The sequence below is a fragment of the uncultured Pseudoflavonifractor sp. genome (assembly GCF_944387805.1).
In the GTDB taxonomy this organism is placed as follows: domain Bacteria; phylum Bacillota; class Clostridia; order Oscillospirales; family Oscillospiraceae; genus Pseudoflavonifractor.
The window spans coordinates 1-14,873 of record NZ_CALXGI010000024.1; the positions used below are offsets into that span (position 1 = coordinate 1).

The window sequence follows — 14,873 nt, forward strand, 5'->3', positions numbered from 1 at the left end:
CTATCGGGGAGTCCTTTTTTTGTCCATAGCTATAAGCTCTTTATCCACTGGCAGACCCAGTGGTTCTTTAAGCAATACAACAGGCGGCAGCCATTTCAGACTGCCGCCTGCGCTGTGTATTACAAAGCTATTCTGCCGTGTCTGCCGCCCAGGCCTTCCGGCTCTTGCGGAAGAGTACCAGGGCCAGGCCGGCCGCCATGAGAGAGGCCGTCAGAGCCAAGATGCCCAAGGCCGCGCGGGCGGCGGAGGTCTGCGCCAGCGTACCAGTCTGGGGCAGGCTGCCGGTGGGGGTGCCCTCATCATGAATCTCAACATCGCCGCCGATATCGCCGCCAGTGCTGCCGGCATTGCTGCTCTCGCCGGTGCTGCCAGTGTCGGGCAGGTCGGTGGTGGGCGTCTGGCCGTCGTCAATGTCCACCTCGCCGCCCTCGCCGGGGATCTCGGGCAGGCCGCCGGTGGGGGTGTCGCCATCGTCAATCTCGGTCCCGCCGGCCATATAGTACACGTTGACGGTCTTGTTGCTGTTGAGAACGCCGGTCACATCGTCGCCCTCAGTGGCGTCATAGGTGTAGCCCTCAATGGCAATGGCATCGTACTCGCTCACGTCATACCGGCTGCCCTGAATACGGCTGGGGCTGACATAGCTCTCGGCGATCTTGCTGTTGTCGGCCCGGTCCAGATAGTTAACGGTGACGTGGTAGTAGTTGTAGCTGGGAGTGGGATCGGGAGTGGGCTCAGGGGTGGGCTCGGCATAGGTCCAGGTGCCGGTCAGGGTCACGCTGCCCTCGGGCATGGTGAACTTGCCGTCGGTGATGGTAATGCCCTCGGCCTTCCAGCCGGAGAAGGTGTAGTTGTCAGGGATGGTACTGGGCTCTGTGGAGACAGTTACTTCGTCATCCTTGGCATACTTGTTGCTGTCCACAGGGGCGGTGTAGCCGCTGGGCACGCTGCCCTCGTACTTATAGGTCACGGTGTAGGTGCTGGGCTCAGGCTCGGTGCCCTTTTCCTCCCACTGGGCGTACAGGTTCACGTCTTTTGTCATGGGGATGGGATCACCAGCCTTATAAGGAGTGCCGCTGCCGTCAGCCGCAGTGTTCCAGCCGGTAAACTCGTAGCCCTCGCGGGTGGGGGTAATGCCGGCGCTGACCGTGGCGGTGGTTCCCAGGCCGTGGACAGAGAACGCGATGGGGCTCTCATTGTCTTCCACATTGCGGTAGTAGTTCAGGATACGGACTTCAGTGGTACCCTCGCCCTTGGTGTAAACAATACCGTCCACATGCCAGCCGGGGCACTGACCGGTATAGTCCGTACCATTATCCATCTCCTTGACCACATACCAGACAACGCCCTGGGTGGCGGGGTCAAAGTCCTTGCCCAGTGCAGTCTTGATGGCATCATCGGCAGGAGCGGTATCGATGTGTTTTGCCACCTCGGCAAAGGCCTCGCTGAGCTTCACGCCGTTGATTGCGCCGTTTTCAATGGGACCATAGTAGGTGGTCCAGGCGGCGGTGCCGTCCACCTTGCCGGTGAGCGCGCCGGTTCCGTCGTCATTGTGAGCGGGCTTATAGTAGCTGGAATCATACTGGGTGGTGCCGTCCTCAATGGGAATCACACCGTCGGTGCGGATGAAGAACCAGGCGTCATAGGTCTCAGCCGCGGGCTCGTCGAGCTGCCAAACGGCGTAGAGATCAACATCTCCGCCATCGGCAGGAATCGAGAAAGATGTGGCCGGAGTGGTGGCCTCGGGGTCGGTGGACCAGCCCAGGAGGGTATGGCCCTCATAATTCAGGCCCTCAATGGTCATGGTAGTAAAGCTCTCACCGGCCATATAGCCATTGGGATCAGTGGTAACGGTTTCGGTGCCGTTATTGTGATGATAATTCACATTGTACACACGTACTTTGCCGTCCAGATGCCAGGCCTCCCGGTTTTCCACGTAGCCGTCAGCTCCGCTGGCACAGTGCAGCGTGTACCACTCAACATCACTCAGGTCGATCGTGTTGTCATTGTAGCGGGCAATATTAGCCAGAGCGGCAGAAATTTCATCTGCATACTCGCTACACCGCGCCTCACCGCCAGTTCTGTACTCAGTGCTTGCGTCAGGCAGATTCATCTTAATTTCGCCCACGGTGATGTATCCCCGGCCGTTATCCTGCCCAAGGCCATCCACAGCCTTCAGATAGACGTAGACGCTCTCGCTTTCCTCGGGAGTGGGGTCGGTGGGCCGCAGGCTCTCCTTCAGAGACACTTCATAGATGGGGACTGCTGCACCCTGTTCAGTAATCAGCGTACATGCCAGATCGCTTTCGGGAACACTCCGCACAGTCCCGTCGCAGAACTTGATGTCAAACTGCTTAATCTCATTGGGTCCCGCCTTACCATATCGTGTCATGGAGAAGGAGATGGAGTGGCACTGCGCCGCCACATTGTTTATCATTCTGCGGCTCTCACCTTCGATAAGGCTGAAATCCTGTTTAAACACGATGGTAACGTTCTCTACATCACCCTCGTAGCCATAGTAATCCTTCAGTTCTTCCAGCGCGGAATAGGTTACATGGTACTCAAACATTCTGCCGTCAAGGCTACCGGGAGTATCCTCACCGTTGGGCAGCTCGATAGCCAGCGCGCTGATGGACAGGGCGCTTACCACCATACAGAACACCATAAGAAGTGCCAGCGCCCTTTTGCTCATTCTTGCCAACATGCTCATTCTCCTTCCTCGTGTTACGGGGCAGTTGTAAGTATGCGGCAGCCGGACGGGCATGGCGGCGTTTCCCTCCGCTTTAGCCTCCTGGCTTTGCGTCCCGGTCTTTCGGCCGGTTTGCCCTTTTCAGCTCCGGATGCGGTCGTTTTTCTCCCTTCTCAGCTGCAAAAGGGGAAAATATTTCATCCGGCGTTGCCTACACTCTATCATGATTCGGTTACATTTACGGTTATATTTTAAAAATATATTTTTTTCTCATTTCCCCTTTCTCTCCCCGCGCCTTTTGAAAAAACCTTGTCAAAATAGAAAAAAGCTCTTCCAGCCTTTTCAATCCTGTGGTATAATTGGGAATAACCTTGGGGTTTGCAATTTTCCATTTCTTCGTAGAATACGGACGAAAGCAGGTGCCTGTCATGAGTGATTCCGCTGATGTGAAAAACGTTAAAATTACCATGTTGGGCGGGTTTTCCATCTCTGTGAACGGGCATATCCTGACCGATGAAACAAATCGCTCCCAAAAGCTCTGGAATGTGCTCTCCTATCTTCTGGTCCATCGGGACCGGAACGTCCCCCAAAGCGAATTCATCGAGCAGTTCTGGCCTGGGGAGAACAGCGCCAATCCGGTCAACGCCCTGAAAACCCTGCTCTATCGGGTGCGGGCCATGCTGGAGCCTCTGTTCGGTCCGGAAATTGAACCGATTCTCTCCCGCCGGGGCTCCTACTCCTGGAATCCGGCCATCGCCTGCTCGCTGGACATTGACGAGTTTGATGCCCTGTGCCACAAGGCCACCGACGGCCGCCTGTCTGACGAAAGCCGTCTGTCCCTCTACCGGCAGGCGGAGCGGCTCTACCAGGGGGATTTTCTGCCCAAGCTGGAGGGCTCCCTGTGGACCATCCCCTATACGGTGGAGTACCACAACCTCTATCTCCAGATGATTAAGGACTACGCCGCTCTGCTGGAGAAGAAGAACCTCTTTGAAGAGATGACCGCAGTGTGCACCCGGGCCAGTCATCTGGACGCTCTGGACGAGACTCTGCACATCCTCATCGTCCGCTCCCTGCTGCGCCAGGGCAACGACACCGCCGCCCTGGCCCACTACGAGTCCGCCACCGACCTGCTCTACCGCAACCTGGGCGTGCGCCCCTCCCAGGAGCTGCGGGAGCTGTACAACGAAATTATGAGCGTGGAGAAGTCCCTGGAGACCGACCTGGAGGCCATTCAGGACGACCTGCGGGAGACCGCCGCCCGGCCGGGCGCCTTTGTGTGCGAGTACGGCTTCTTCCGCGAGGCCTACCGGCTGGAGGCCCGCCGGGCCGCCCGGAGCGGCACCTCAGTCCACATCGCCCTCATCACCGTTTCCCTGCCCGACGGAGGCATGCCCCCGCTGAATGTGCTGGCCGCCACCATGGACCAGCTTCAGGAGGTGCTCTCCGGCAATCTGCGCCGGGGCGACGTGGTGTCCAAATACTCGGGCGCCCAGTTTGTTGTGATGCTGCCCGCCGCAAACTTTGAAAACAGCGCCATGGTCATGGAGCGGGTGGTGTCCGCCTTCTACCGGCAGCACCGGCGGAACTTTCTCAAGCTCTCCTATAAAATCCGGGCGCTGGACTGACGCCCATCCATATTTTTTATTCAAGGTATATCTGCTATGAAAACACACGCGAAAGGCGCTGTCATCGCGGCCGCTGCGGCCGTTGTGCTGCTGATTGCAGCGGTGGCGCTGATTATCTGGGGCCGGCAGCCCCAATACGAGATCGTGGTGCCCTCCACGGCGCCGGCGGTCTCCGTCACACCCACGCCGGAGCCCACGCCCACAGAGTCCGAGGCTCCGCCGCCTACCCCCACGCCCCTCACCTATAAAGAAGTTCTGGAGGAGCCGGAGGACGGACTGCCCACCGACAAGGTCTTTGTCACGGAAACCCGCAAAAACTACCGGAGCGGCGACCTGCGGCTCATTATCCCCAAGCTGGAGGTGGATGAGCCGATCCTGAACGGTGTGGACGAGCAGACCCTGCTTCAGGGCGAGGGGCTGTACGATTACGCCCAGCTTCCCGGCGAGAGCCGGTCCAACACCTCCATTGCCGGGCACCGCAACTGGATCCGGGGCGGCAAGATTACTCTGGACCAGCCTTTCTCCTTCCTGGATACTCTGACAGAGGGCGATTACCTCTATCTGGTGTATGGAGAGAACATCTATCAGTACCTCTTTGAGTACCAGGAGGTGGTGGAGCCTGACGACTGGGGTCCCATCTACAAGACGGATCACTCCTGCGTCACTCTGACCACCTGTACTCCCGTGGGCATCTCCGACCACCGGCTCATTGTCCGCGGCGCCCTGGTGGATATCATTCCCCTGTCTGACGACTATGCTTATCCCTCGAATGCGGAAGAGGAGGCCGCGCTTCACTCATGAGATTCTTCAAATCGATGAAAAAAACAACTCGGATTCTCTGCGCCGTCCTGGCCGTGGTTCTGGTGGCCGGCGTATCCATTCCCCTGCTGGCTCAGGCCGGCGTCATTCCCCACAAGGAGGCCGTCCAGAGCGGCGTCACGGTGTACAAGAACAGCAAGGCCACTGTGGATGCCTCCAATCTGGCCCTGGGCTTTGTGTCGGTGTCCTACACCGGCGGCAAGGACGTGCGCATCAAGGTCCAGATCACCAAGACCGGCGGCACCACCTATACCTATAATCTCAACAACAAGGGCGCCGCTGAGACCTTCCCCCTCACTGAGGGCGACGGCAAGTACACGGTCAAGGTGTTTGAGAACACCAGCGGCACCAAGTATGCCCAGGCCTACTCCTGCCCTCTGGAGCTGAAGCTGAGCAGCGAGTTCTCCCCGTTCCTCTACCCCAACCAGTATGTCAACTTCAACGACGAGTCCAAGGTCGTGGCCAAGGCTGCCGAGCTGAGCAAGGGGCTGAAAACCGACCTGGACAAGGTCACCGCCATTTACCACTACGTCATCAATAACATCACCTACGACTATGAGCTGGCCGCCACTGTGCCCTCCGGCTATCTGCCCGATGTGGACGCGGTTTTGGCAAGCGGCAAGGGCATCTGCTTTGACTATGCTGCCGTCATGGCCGCCATGCTCCGCAGCCAGAACATCCCCTGCAAGCTGATTGTGGGCTATGCGGGGACGGTGTATCACGCCTGGATTAATGTGTACATCGAGGGCGTGGGCTGGGTGGACCACCTTATCTACTTCAACGGCGAGGACTGGTCCCTGATGGACCCCACCTTTGTCTCCAACGGCAAGGATAACCCTGCCGTCCTCCAGTACGTGGGCGACGGCACCAACTACACCGAGAAATACGCCTATTGATTGCCCTGCCCTGAGCCAGCGTTCCGCGCCGGCTCAGGGCAGGCGACATTCCATCCATTCATTGCGGGCAGGCCGCCTGCTCTATTACATCCGGAGGTGTTGCCCTATGGCAAAGGAACGGAGTACCGCGCCCCTCAGCGCCGACGCGCTGAGCGTGTTCTGCTACCAGCTCTCCCTGATGATGCGCGCCGGCATCAGCTCCGAAGAGGGCGTGGAGGTGCTGGCCGAGGACGCGGCCGACCCCAGAAGCAAGGCGCTGCTGGACTCTCTCTACGCCGCCCTGCTGGGCGGCGCTCCGCTGTCCGAAGCCCTCAGCGCCAGCGGCGCCTTCCCGGGTTATATGGTGCGCATGGTGGAGATCGGCCAGGCCGCCGGCCGGCTGGACCAGGTTCTCTCCGCCCTGGCCGCCTACTACCGCCGGGAGTCGGAGACCGCGTCGGCCATCCGCCGGGCCGTTCTCTATCCCGCTGTCATGGCGGTGCTGGTGGCGGCGGTGTTTCTGGTGCTCATGACCCGGGTGCTCCCCGTGTTCCAGCAGGTGTTTCAGCAGCTGGGCCTGACCCTCTCCCCCGCCGCCCAGGCCCTGATGACCGCGGGCGCGGCCGGGCAGTATATCGGCGGCGCCCTGGTGGCGCTGCTGGCTGTGGGCGCCATTGTTCTGCTGGCACTGTCCCGGCGGCAGTCTGCCGGGGCTCAGTCCGTGGAGGCCCGTCTGCTGGGCAAGGGGAAAGCTGCCCAGGCGGTGGACCGGAGCCGCTTCTCCTCCGCCATGGCCCTCATGCTCTCCAGCGGCCTGCCCCTGGACGAGGCCATGGACCGCACCGTCCACCTGCTGGAGGGCTCCGCCCTGGCCCCCGCGCTGAAAAACTGCCAGGCCCGCATGGAGCAGGGCGAGGACTTCCACAAGGCTGTCGCCGCCTGCGGGCTGCTGGATGGCCTTCAGGCCGGGCTGCTGGGGGCCGGGTTCCGCGCCGGCGCGCCTGAACAGGCCATGGAGGAGCTGGCCTCCCGCTGTCAGGATGAGGCCGACCAGCGGCTCTCCGCTCTGCTCTCCCGGCTGGAGTTTGCTCTGGTGCTGCTGCTGTGTGTGGCCGTGGGACTGGTGCTGCTGTCGGTCATGCTGCCCCTGCTGGGCGTGCTGACCGCCATCGGCTGACCGATATCTGGGAAAGGAGGACTCCGCCATGGGCGGCAGACGAACCTCATGGGTGCGGCGGATTCTGCCCGCCGCCGTGTTTCTTATCGCTCTGGCAGCGGCCGGCCTGCTGTTCACCCGGGTTATCAGCGTCCGCACCGATGCGGAGGTCCTCTCTCTGGCGGAGGAGGGCGTCCGGCGGGCAGCGGTGGAGTGCTATGCCCTGGAGGGCTTCTACCCCAGAAGCCTGGACTATCTGGTGGAGAACTACGGCGTCACCGCCGGGGACGGCCGGTACATCATCTCCTATCAGTATGTGGCCTCCAACCTGATGCCCGACATCACAGTGCTGTCCCTGGGGGAATAGCTCTTCCCCGCGAAAACGCTTTGTAAGGGGGTGTCCCCATGAAAACCCATTCCGGCGGCGCCGGGCTGCGTCGGGTGGTCGTCGTGTGCCTGGCAGGGCTGTTTGCCCTGCTGGCCATGGGCGTGACCCTGATGGGCACCGGCGTGTACCGCGCCGTGGTTGACGACGCCAACGCCAATTCCGCCCAGCGCACCGCCCTGTCCTATGTCGTCAATCAGATCCGCCGGGCGGATGCGGGGGGCGTGTCCGTGGGCGCCTTCGGCGGCGGGGACGCCCTGCGCCTCACCGAGACCGGCGGGGACGGCAGCGTATATGTCACCCTGATCTACTGCTTTGAAGGTTCCCTCCGGGAGCTGTACATGGAGGAGGGCACCGGCCTGGCGCCGGAGGACGGCATGGCCCTGCTGGAGCTGTCCTCCCTGGATCTGTCCGTCACGGAGAACGGCGGACTGGATATCACGGTCTCTGACGGGGTTCACCAGTGGTCGGTTAGCCTGTACCCCCGCACCGGCGTGGAGGAGGTGGGCGAGCTGTGAAGGAGACGGGCAGTCATTTTTCTCTCTTTCTCATGGAGCTGGTCATTGATCTCTTTCTCTTTGTGCTGTGCGCGGCGGTGTGCGTGGGGCTGCTGCTCCACGCACGGGGCATGAGTCTGGAGAGCACCCGGCTCACCCAGGCGGTGTACCTGGCCCAGAGCGCCGCCGAGGCCCTCCGGGCCGGGGAAGCCCTGCCGGAAGCCCCGGAAGGATACCGGTGTGAGGTCCGCCAGGCCGGGGGCAGCGGCCTCTCCTCCGCTGAAATTGAGATTTTCTGGGGCGATACGTCCCTCTACACTCTGGAGACCAGCTGGATTTCCGCCCTGAGCGGCGAGGAGGTGGAGCAGCCGTGAAAAAATCTCCGCCGCCCATTGGCATCGGCGTGGTGTCCATCATGACGGTGCTGCTGGTGCTCACGTTGTCAGTGTTCTCCTCTCTTACCCTCACCTCGGCCCGGGCCGACCTGTCCCTGTCCCAGACCAACGCCGGCACGGTGGCCGCTTACTACGCCGCCGACGCCCAGGCCGCCCGGCTGTACGCTGATTTTCTCTCGGGTACAGACGACGAATTGGAGACCGATATTCCCATGACCGACACCCAGTCCCTCCACCTGCACCTGGTGCGGAGCGGGGACGGGGTGGAAATTCTCGCCTGGCAGACCGTCCCATTGGAGGACGGCGGCGGGGACGGGGACCATCTGCCCGTCTTTGACGGCACGCTGCCGGAATAGAAAGGGATTTGCTATGAATTTAGTTGACATTCTCACCCGCGCCGTGAATCAGGACGCCTCTGACATTCTCCTCATCCCCGGCCTGCCTGCGGCCTATAAGATCAGCGGCGTCATCACCCGGGAGGGGGAACGGCTTCTTCCAGACGCCCTGGACGCCCTGGTGCGGGAGGCCTATGTTTTGGCGGGCAACCGCTCCATGGAGCGGCTGGAGCGCACCGGAGACGATGATTTTTCCTTTGCCGTGCCCCAGCTCTCCCGGTTTCGGGTCAACGCTCTGCGGCAGAGGGGGTCGCTGGCCCTGGTCATCCGGGTGGTGTCCTTCTCCCTCCCCGACCGGACAACCCTGGGCATTCCGGACAGCGTCATGAGCTTTGCCTCCTGCTCCCGGGGGCTGGTGCTCTTTACCGGTCCGGCGGGCAGCGGAAAGACCACCACTCTGGCCTGCATTGTGGACGCCATCAACTCCACCCGCAACCTTCATGTCATCACCATCGAGGACCCCATCGAGTACCTGCACCACCACAAGATGAGCGTTGTCACCCAGCGGGAGCTGGCCACCGACACCGTCAGCTATGACGCCGCCCTCCGGGCCGCCCTCCGCGAGGCCCCTGACGTCATCCTGGTGGGCGAGATGCGGGATGCCGAGACCATTCGGGCCGCCGTCACCGCCGCTGAGACCGGCCATCTGGTCATCTCCACCCTCCACACGCTGGGAGCGTCCAACACCATTGACCGGATTGTGGACTCCTTCCCGCCGGAACAGCAGCAGCAGATCCGTACCCAGCTGGCTCTGGTCATTGAAGGTGTGGTGTCCCAGCAGCTGGTGCCCGCCGTGGATGGCGCCCTTGTCCCCGCCTTTGAGGTGATGACGGTCACTCCCGCTGTACGCAACATGATCCGGGAGTCCAAGGCCCATCAGCTGGACAACGTCATCTCCTCCTCCGCCGCCGAGGGCATGATCACCATGGATCAGAGCCTGCTCCAGCTGGTGAGGGACAGGCGTATCAGCCCGGACGCCGCCCTGGGCCACTGCGTCAACGGCGAATGGCTGCGCAAGCGCCTGGCCATGAATTCTTAAACAGGGAGGTCTGATCCATGTCCTTTTCCAATCTGAACAGTCCCAGCGCATTCCTGCGGGTATGTGTGGACCAGTCGGACGGCGGCCGCATCTCCGGCAAGGTGTACAGCCAGCGGCTCACACGTCCCATGGTCTTTTCCGATATAGGCAACCTGATTCTCCGGCTGGACGAGGTGCTGGAGAAGCAGAATTTTCCCCAGGCCTTTCAGCGCTCCCGTACCTTTCTGGAGCGCGAGAGCCGCGTTCCCGCCGCCGGAGACCCTGAAGAGGGCATCCCGCTGTCCGAGGTGGAGGGAGCCTCCGGCGCTCTGGCCACCTTCACGCTGTGTGTCATCTCCCGGCGCAACGCCTCCTGGCAGGGCTGGGTGGACTGGATGGACGGCTCCCCCAGGCAGCAGTTTGCCAGCGCTCTGGAGCTCATCCGCATGGTGGAGGAGCGCTTCCTCTGAGTTCTTTTCCCACGCACTGCGCCCTGCCGCACACAGCGCGGCAGGGTCTCTTTTTATTCTGTGTTCAGCAGCGGGAGGAATCATTTCCCGCCGCCGGATATTTCCCGTTTCAACTTGTATCTTTCTGCTATCTTTGTTATAATGAAAAGTAATTTTCTATCCAATTTCGGGGGCACACCCATGAAGTACAGACAATGGAATTTACGCGCACCGTCTCCCGCGGCCCAGGCGGCCATGGAGGCGGACGGGGTTCCCCCGCTGGCGGCCGCGGTGCTCTGCGCCCGCGGCCTGGACACCGTGGAGAAGGCAAAGACTTTCCTCCGCTCCGACGAGGGCCTGCTGTGGGACCCCTTTCTCATGAAGGATATGGACCGGGCGGTGGGGCGCATCGCCGCCGCCCTGGACCAGCGGGAGCACATCGCCGTGTACGGCGACTATGATGTGGACGGCATCACCTCCACCTGCCTGCTCACCGACTACCTCCGCAGCCGGGGCGCCAAGGTCACCCCCTACATCCCCGACCGGATGGAGGAGGGGTACGGCCTGAGCTGCTCCGCTGTCTCCGCCCTCCGCGCCAAGGGCGTGAGCCTGATTATCACCGTGGACTGCGGCATCACCGCCGTGGCCGAGGCGGAGTTCGCCGCCTCGCTGGGCATCGACCTGGTCATTACAGACCACCACGAGTGCAAGGACCGCATTCCCGCCGCCGCCGCGGTGGTGGACCCCCACCGCCGGGACTGCGGCTATCCCTTCAAGCACCTGGCCGGGGTTGGAGTGGCTCTCAAGCTGGTGCTGGCCCTGGGGGACAAGACAGAAGAGCCCGTCCTGCTCCGCCGGTACGCTGACCTGGCGGCCGTGGGCACGGTGGCCGACGTGATGCAGGTGGTAGGGGAAAACCGAACCATCATCCGCATGGGCCTTGCCGCCCTGAAGGACACAGCCAGGCCCGGACTGCGGGCCCTGCTCCAAGAGGCCGGCCTCACGGAGCGCCCTCTCACCTCCGTTTCCATCGGCTACACCCTGGCGCCCCGCATCAACGCCTCCGGGCGGATGGGCTGCGCCGGGCTGGCCGCCGAGCTGCTTTTGACCTCCGACCCGGCCCGGGGTGAGGCCCTGGCCCGGGAGCTGTGCGCCCTCAACCGGGAGCGGCAGGCGGTGGAGCTGGATATCTATGAGGAGTGCGTGGCTATGGCGGACGCCATGGCCCCCGAGGACCGGCCCGCTCTGGTCCTGGCCCGGGAGGGCTGGCACCAGGGCGTGGTGGGCATTGTAGCCTCCAGGCTGAGCGAGAAGTACTCCTGCCCTACCTTTATGATTTGCCTCCAGGACGGCAAGGGCAAGGGGTCCTGCCGGTCCTTCGGGGGCTTCAACCTGTTCGCCGCCCTGGAGCAGTGCCGGGACCTGCTGGAGGGGTTCGGCGGCCACGAGCTGGCCGCCGGGTTCACTATCCTGGAGGAGAACATTCCCGCCTTCCGGGAACGGATGCTGGAGCTGGTCCGGGCCGCCACCGGCGGCGCGGCCATGGAGTCCACCCTGGAGGTAGACGCTGAGGCCGATCCCGCCCTGCTGACCCAGGAGGGCGTCCTCTCCCTGGATCTGCTGGAGCCCTACGGCACCGGCAACCCCAAGCCGGTCTTTTCCATGTCGGGCTGCACTGTCACCACCGCCGCCGAGGTGGGGGGCGGACGGCACCTGAAGCTGAAGGTAACCAAGAGCGGGCGCAGCTTTGACGCCATCTTTTTCTCTGTCTCCCTGGCGGAAGCGGGCCTGGCCCCCGGCGACCGGGTGGATCTGGCCTTTTCCCCTCAAATCAACGAGTTCCGGGGCTGGCGCTCAGTGCAGCTCCAGGTCATTGACCTGCGCCCCGCCCTCACCCGGGCCCAGGCGGAGCGGGCCCTCTACGAGAAACTCCACTCCGGGGCCTCCCTCACCCCTCAGGAGGCCGCCGCCCTCACCCCCAGCCGGGAGGAGTTCGCGGCGGTGTGGCGGTATCTGAAAAGCCGGAGCTCCGCCGGACGCCTGGAGGAGACGGCGTGCCGCCTCTCCCGCAACATCGCCCGCTCCTTCGGCCTGCGGGAGACCTTTATGCGCACCATGGTGTGCCTGGAAGTGCTGGACGAGCGGGGTCTCATCCGGGTGGAGCACTCCACCGACCACCTGTGCATTGACCTGACACCGGTGGAGGGCAAGGTCAACCTGGAGGACTCATACATCATGCGCCGCCTGCGCAAACTGACCGAAGGCGCGTAACCACGCGCCTTCCCACCCCCCGCGACATTTTCGGAGGTGATTTTATGGACCCCATCCTGGAGCGCTATGAGGCGCTGGTGGATAAGATCAAATCCTATAACCCGTCCCTTGACAGCAAACGACTTTTCGATGCGTTCACCTTTGCGGACAACGCCCACTCCGGCCAGCTGCGCAAGGACGGCTCTCCCTATATCACCCATCCGCTGGCCGTGGCGGAAATTGTGGCCGATCTGGGGCTGGACACCGACTCTATCATCGCCGCCCTGCTCCACGACACCATTGAGGATACCGGCGCCACCCATGAGGAGATTGCCAAGCGGTTCGGCCCCACGGTGGCCGACCTGGTGGAGGGCGTCACCAAGCTGACCCGGGTGCAGTACACCTCTAAAGAAGAGGAACAGATGGAGAACCTGCGGAAGATGCTCATGGCTATGGTCAAGGACATCCGGGTCATCCTCATCAAAATCTGCGACCGGCTCCACAACATGCGCACCATGGAGTACCAGTCCCCCAAAAAGCAGAAGGAAAAGGCCCTGGAGACCATGGAGATCTACGCGCCCATCGCCCACCGTCTGGGCATGCAGCGCATCAAGTGGGAGCTGGAGGACACCTCCCTCAAGTACCTGGACCCCATCGGCTATCAGGAGATTGCCGACGAGCTGGCCGCCCGCTCCTCTGCCCACGAGGAGTTTATGGCCTCCATCCAGAAAAAGATTGAGGACCGACTGGCCGAGGAGGGCATCAAGTGCACGGTGTACGGCCGGGTGAAGCACATCTACTCCATCTACCGGAAGATGTACGCACAGAACAAGACCCTGGATGAAATTTTTGACCTTTATGCCTTCCGGGTGATTGTAGACGACATCCCGGAGTGCTACAATGTGCTGGGCTGCATCCACGACCTGTTCCGCCCGGTGCTGGGCCGGTTCAAGGACTATATCGGCACCCCCAAGCCCAACGGCTATCAGTCCCTCCACACCACCGTCATCGGCCGGGAGGGCATTCCCTTTGAGGTGCAGATCCGTACTCAGGAGATGCACAACACCGCCGAGTACGGCATCGCCGCCCACTGGAAGTATAAGCAGGGCCTGGCCAATGAGAAGCTGGGCACGGAAGAGGCCTTCGAGTGGGTGCGCAAGCTGCTGGAGAACCAGCAGGACACCGACGCCGAGGAGTTTGTACGTACCCTGAAGGTGGATATGTTCGCCGACGAGGTGTTTGTGTTCACCCCCCGGGGCGACGTGATCAACCTGCCGGCCGGCGCCACCCCCATCGACTTCGCCTATTCCATCCACTCCGCCGTGGGCAACAAGATGACCGGCGCCAAGGTCAACGGCCGCATGGTCCCCTTTGACACCCCTCTGAAAAACGGCGACATCGTGGAGGTCATCACCTCCAAGTCCGCCCACGGCCCCAGCCGCGACTGGATGAACATCTGCAAGTCCAACGAGGCCCGCAACAAAATCCGCCAGTGGTTCAAGAAGGAGAAGCGGGAGGAGAACATTGCCACCGGCCGCGCCTCCTTTGAGGCTGAGCTGAAGCGCTCCGGCATCACCCTGGCCCAGATCACCGCCGAGGACGCCCTCCCCTCCATCCTGAAGAAGGTACGTTTCAACTCCCTGGATGAGCTGTACGCCGCCATCGGCTACGGCGGCATGACCGCCGCCAAGTCGGTGGTGCGCATCAAGGACGAGCTGACCCGCCTGGGCCGGGTCAAGGAGGAGAAGGCCGCCGCCGAACGGGCTGCCGCCGAGGTGGTCTACCCCGCCTCCCCCGCCCCCGTCCCCGGCCAGGTCAAGACCCCCCGCAAGTCCGAGTCCGGCATTGTGGTGGAGGGCCTGGACAACTGCCTAGTCAAGTTCGCCAAGTGCTGTACCCCCGTTCCCGGCGACCCGGTCGTCGGCTTTATCACCCGCGGCTTCGGTGTGTCCGTCCACCGGGCCGACTGCCCCAACGCCGACCCGTCCAGGCGCCGCCCCGAGGAGGCGGGCCGCTGGGTCAATGTGGCCTGGGTGGGCGGCGACCAGGCCGCCTACCCCACCTCTCTGGAAATTTCCGCCAAGGACCGGGACTGCCTGGCCATGGACGTGACTATGGCCCTGTCCGCCGCCAAGGTGAAGGTGGACTCCTTCTCCGCCCGGGGCATGCCCGACGGCTATGCCTCTGTGTCCATCGTCCTGGAGGTCAAGAACCGGGATGAGCTCAACAACGTCATCAACAAGCTGGGGCAGATCTCCGGCGTGTATCAGGTCAAGCGGGTGTCCGGCTGACCCCGTTTCCGTCTCAGGAGGCTGGA

Annotated in this window: 13 protein-coding genes and 1 riboswitch; of the genes, 12 read left to right on the forward strand and 1 reads right to left on the reverse strand. The window is 62.5% G+C overall.

The annotated features are described in order from the left end of the window. Positions 1-127 precede the first annotated feature (127 nt). Positions 128-2,704 carry an InlB B-repeat-containing protein gene (locus Q0K06_RS07705; RefSeq protein WP_294550759.1) on the reverse strand — a complete coding sequence of 859 codons (2,577 nt, stop codon included), beginning with the start codon at positions 2,702-2,704 and terminating at the stop codon, positions 128-130. Between the two features lie 40 nt (positions 2,705-2,744). Continuing rightward, a riboswitch (cyclic di-GMP riboswitch) is annotated at positions 2,745-2,836 on the reverse strand. 281 nt (positions 2,837-3,117) lie between these two features. Here Q0K06_RS07705 and Q0K06_RS07710 point away from each other — a divergent pair. From Q0K06_RS07710 to Q0K06_RS07765, 12 genes are all read left to right on the forward strand, one after another. Beyond that, positions 3,118-4,317: a BTAD domain-containing putative transcriptional regulator gene (locus tag Q0K06_RS07710; protein WP_294550762.1), complete on the forward strand. Its 1,200-nt coding sequence runs from the start codon at positions 3,118-3,120 to the stop codon at positions 4,315-4,317. A 36-nt stretch (positions 4,318-4,353) separates the two neighbouring features. Next, positions 4,354-5,118, forward strand: a complete 765-nt coding sequence (locus Q0K06_RS07715; RefSeq protein WP_294550764.1) for a class E sortase — start codon at positions 4,354-4,356, stop codon at positions 5,116-5,118. A 14-nt stretch (positions 5,119-5,132) separates the two neighbouring features. Then, the gene (locus tag Q0K06_RS07720) at positions 5,133-6,032 is read left to right on the forward strand and encodes a transglutaminase-like domain-containing protein (protein WP_294550766.1); all 900 of its coding nucleotides are present in this window, start codon (positions 5,133-5,135) and stop codon (positions 6,030-6,032) included. Between the two features lie 106 nt (positions 6,033-6,138). Next, positions 6,139-7,188, forward strand: a complete 1,050-nt coding sequence (locus tag Q0K06_RS07725; protein ID WP_294550768.1) for a type II secretion system F family protein — start codon at positions 6,139-6,141, stop codon at positions 7,186-7,188. Positions 7,189-7,216: 28 nt separating this feature from the next. Further along, the gene (locus tag Q0K06_RS07730; RefSeq protein WP_294550770.1) at positions 7,217-7,534 is read left to right on the forward strand and encodes a hypothetical protein; all 318 of its coding nucleotides are present in this window, start codon (positions 7,217-7,219) and stop codon (positions 7,532-7,534) included. A 38-nt stretch (positions 7,535-7,572) separates the two neighbouring features. Beyond that, positions 7,573-8,070, forward strand: coding sequence for a DUF4860 domain-containing protein (locus Q0K06_RS07735; RefSeq protein ID WP_294550772.1), 498 nt, complete (start codon positions 7,573-7,575; stop codon positions 8,068-8,070). After that, a complete protein-coding gene (locus Q0K06_RS07740) occupies positions 8,067-8,423 on the forward strand; it encodes a hypothetical protein (protein ID WP_294550774.1) in 357 nt (118 codons plus the stop codon). Before Q0K06_RS07735 ends, Q0K06_RS07740 begins: the two co-directional genes overlap by 4 nt. Beyond that, on the forward strand, positions 8,420-8,800 hold the full coding sequence (locus tag Q0K06_RS07745; RefSeq protein WP_294550776.1) for a hypothetical protein: 381 nt from the start codon (positions 8,420-8,422) through the stop codon (positions 8,798-8,800). Before Q0K06_RS07740 ends, Q0K06_RS07745 begins: the two co-directional genes overlap by 4 nt. Before the next feature lie 13 nt (positions 8,801-8,813). Then, positions 8,814-9,878, forward strand: a complete 1,065-nt coding sequence (locus Q0K06_RS07750) for a PilT/PilU family type 4a pilus ATPase (RefSeq protein ID WP_294550779.1) — start codon at positions 8,814-8,816, stop codon at positions 9,876-9,878. A gap of 17 nt (positions 9,879-9,895) precedes the next feature. Beyond that, the gene (locus Q0K06_RS07755; protein WP_294550780.1) at positions 9,896-10,327 is read left to right on the forward strand and encodes a hypothetical protein; all 432 of its coding nucleotides are present in this window, start codon (positions 9,896-9,898) and stop codon (positions 10,325-10,327) included. A 180-nt stretch (positions 10,328-10,507) separates the two neighbouring features. Beyond that, on the forward strand, positions 10,508-12,577 hold the full coding sequence (recJ, locus tag Q0K06_RS07760; RefSeq protein WP_294550782.1) for a single-stranded-DNA-specific exonuclease RecJ: 2,070 nt from the start codon (positions 10,508-10,510) through the stop codon (positions 12,575-12,577). Between the two features lie 44 nt (positions 12,578-12,621). Next, a complete protein-coding gene (locus Q0K06_RS07765; protein ID WP_294550784.1) occupies positions 12,622-14,847 on the forward strand; it encodes a bifunctional (p)ppGpp synthetase/guanosine-3',5'-bis(diphosphate) 3'-pyrophosphohydrolase in 2,226 nt (741 codons plus the stop codon). The last annotated feature ends 26 nt before the right edge of the window (positions 14,848-14,873 follow it).

Excerpts from the sequence above, each read along its gene's own strand:
- Q0K06_RS07730 (WP_294550770.1), top strand. The coding sequence starts at position 7,217 with ATGGGCGGCAGACGAACCTCATGGGTGCGGCGGATTCTGCCCGCCGCC.
- Q0K06_RS07710 (WP_294550762.1), top strand. The coding sequence starts at position 3,118 with ATGAGTGATTCCGCTGATGTGAAAAACGTTAAAATTACCATGTTGGGC.
- Q0K06_RS07705 (WP_294550759.1), bottom strand. The coding sequence starts at position 2,704 with ATGTTGGCAAGAATGAGCAAAAGGGCGCTGGCACTTCTTATGGTGTTC.
- Q0K06_RS07765 (WP_294550784.1), top strand. The coding sequence starts at position 12,622 with ATGGACCCCATCCTGGAGCGCTATGAGGCGCTGGTGGATAAGATCAAA.
- Q0K06_RS07720 (WP_294550766.1), top strand. The coding sequence starts at position 5,133 with ATGAAAAAAACAACTCGGATTCTCTGCGCCGTCCTGGCCGTGGTTCTG.
- Q0K06_RS07735 (WP_294550772.1), top strand. The coding sequence starts at position 7,573 with ATGAAAACCCATTCCGGCGGCGCCGGGCTGCGTCGGGTGGTCGTCGTG.
- recJ (WP_294550782.1), top strand. The coding sequence starts at position 10,508 with ATGAAGTACAGACAATGGAATTTACGCGCACCGTCTCCCGCGGCCCAG.
- Q0K06_RS07725 (WP_294550768.1), top strand. The coding sequence starts at position 6,139 with ATGGCAAAGGAACGGAGTACCGCGCCCCTCAGCGCCGACGCGCTGAGC.
- Q0K06_RS07755 (WP_294550780.1), top strand. The coding sequence starts at position 9,896 with ATGTCCTTTTCCAATCTGAACAGTCCCAGCGCATTCCTGCGGGTATGT.
- Q0K06_RS07750 (WP_294550779.1), top strand. The coding sequence starts at position 8,814 with ATGAATTTAGTTGACATTCTCACCCGCGCCGTGAATCAGGACGCCTCT.
- Q0K06_RS07715 (WP_294550764.1), top strand. The coding sequence starts at position 4,354 with ATGAAAACACACGCGAAAGGCGCTGTCATCGCGGCCGCTGCGGCCGTT.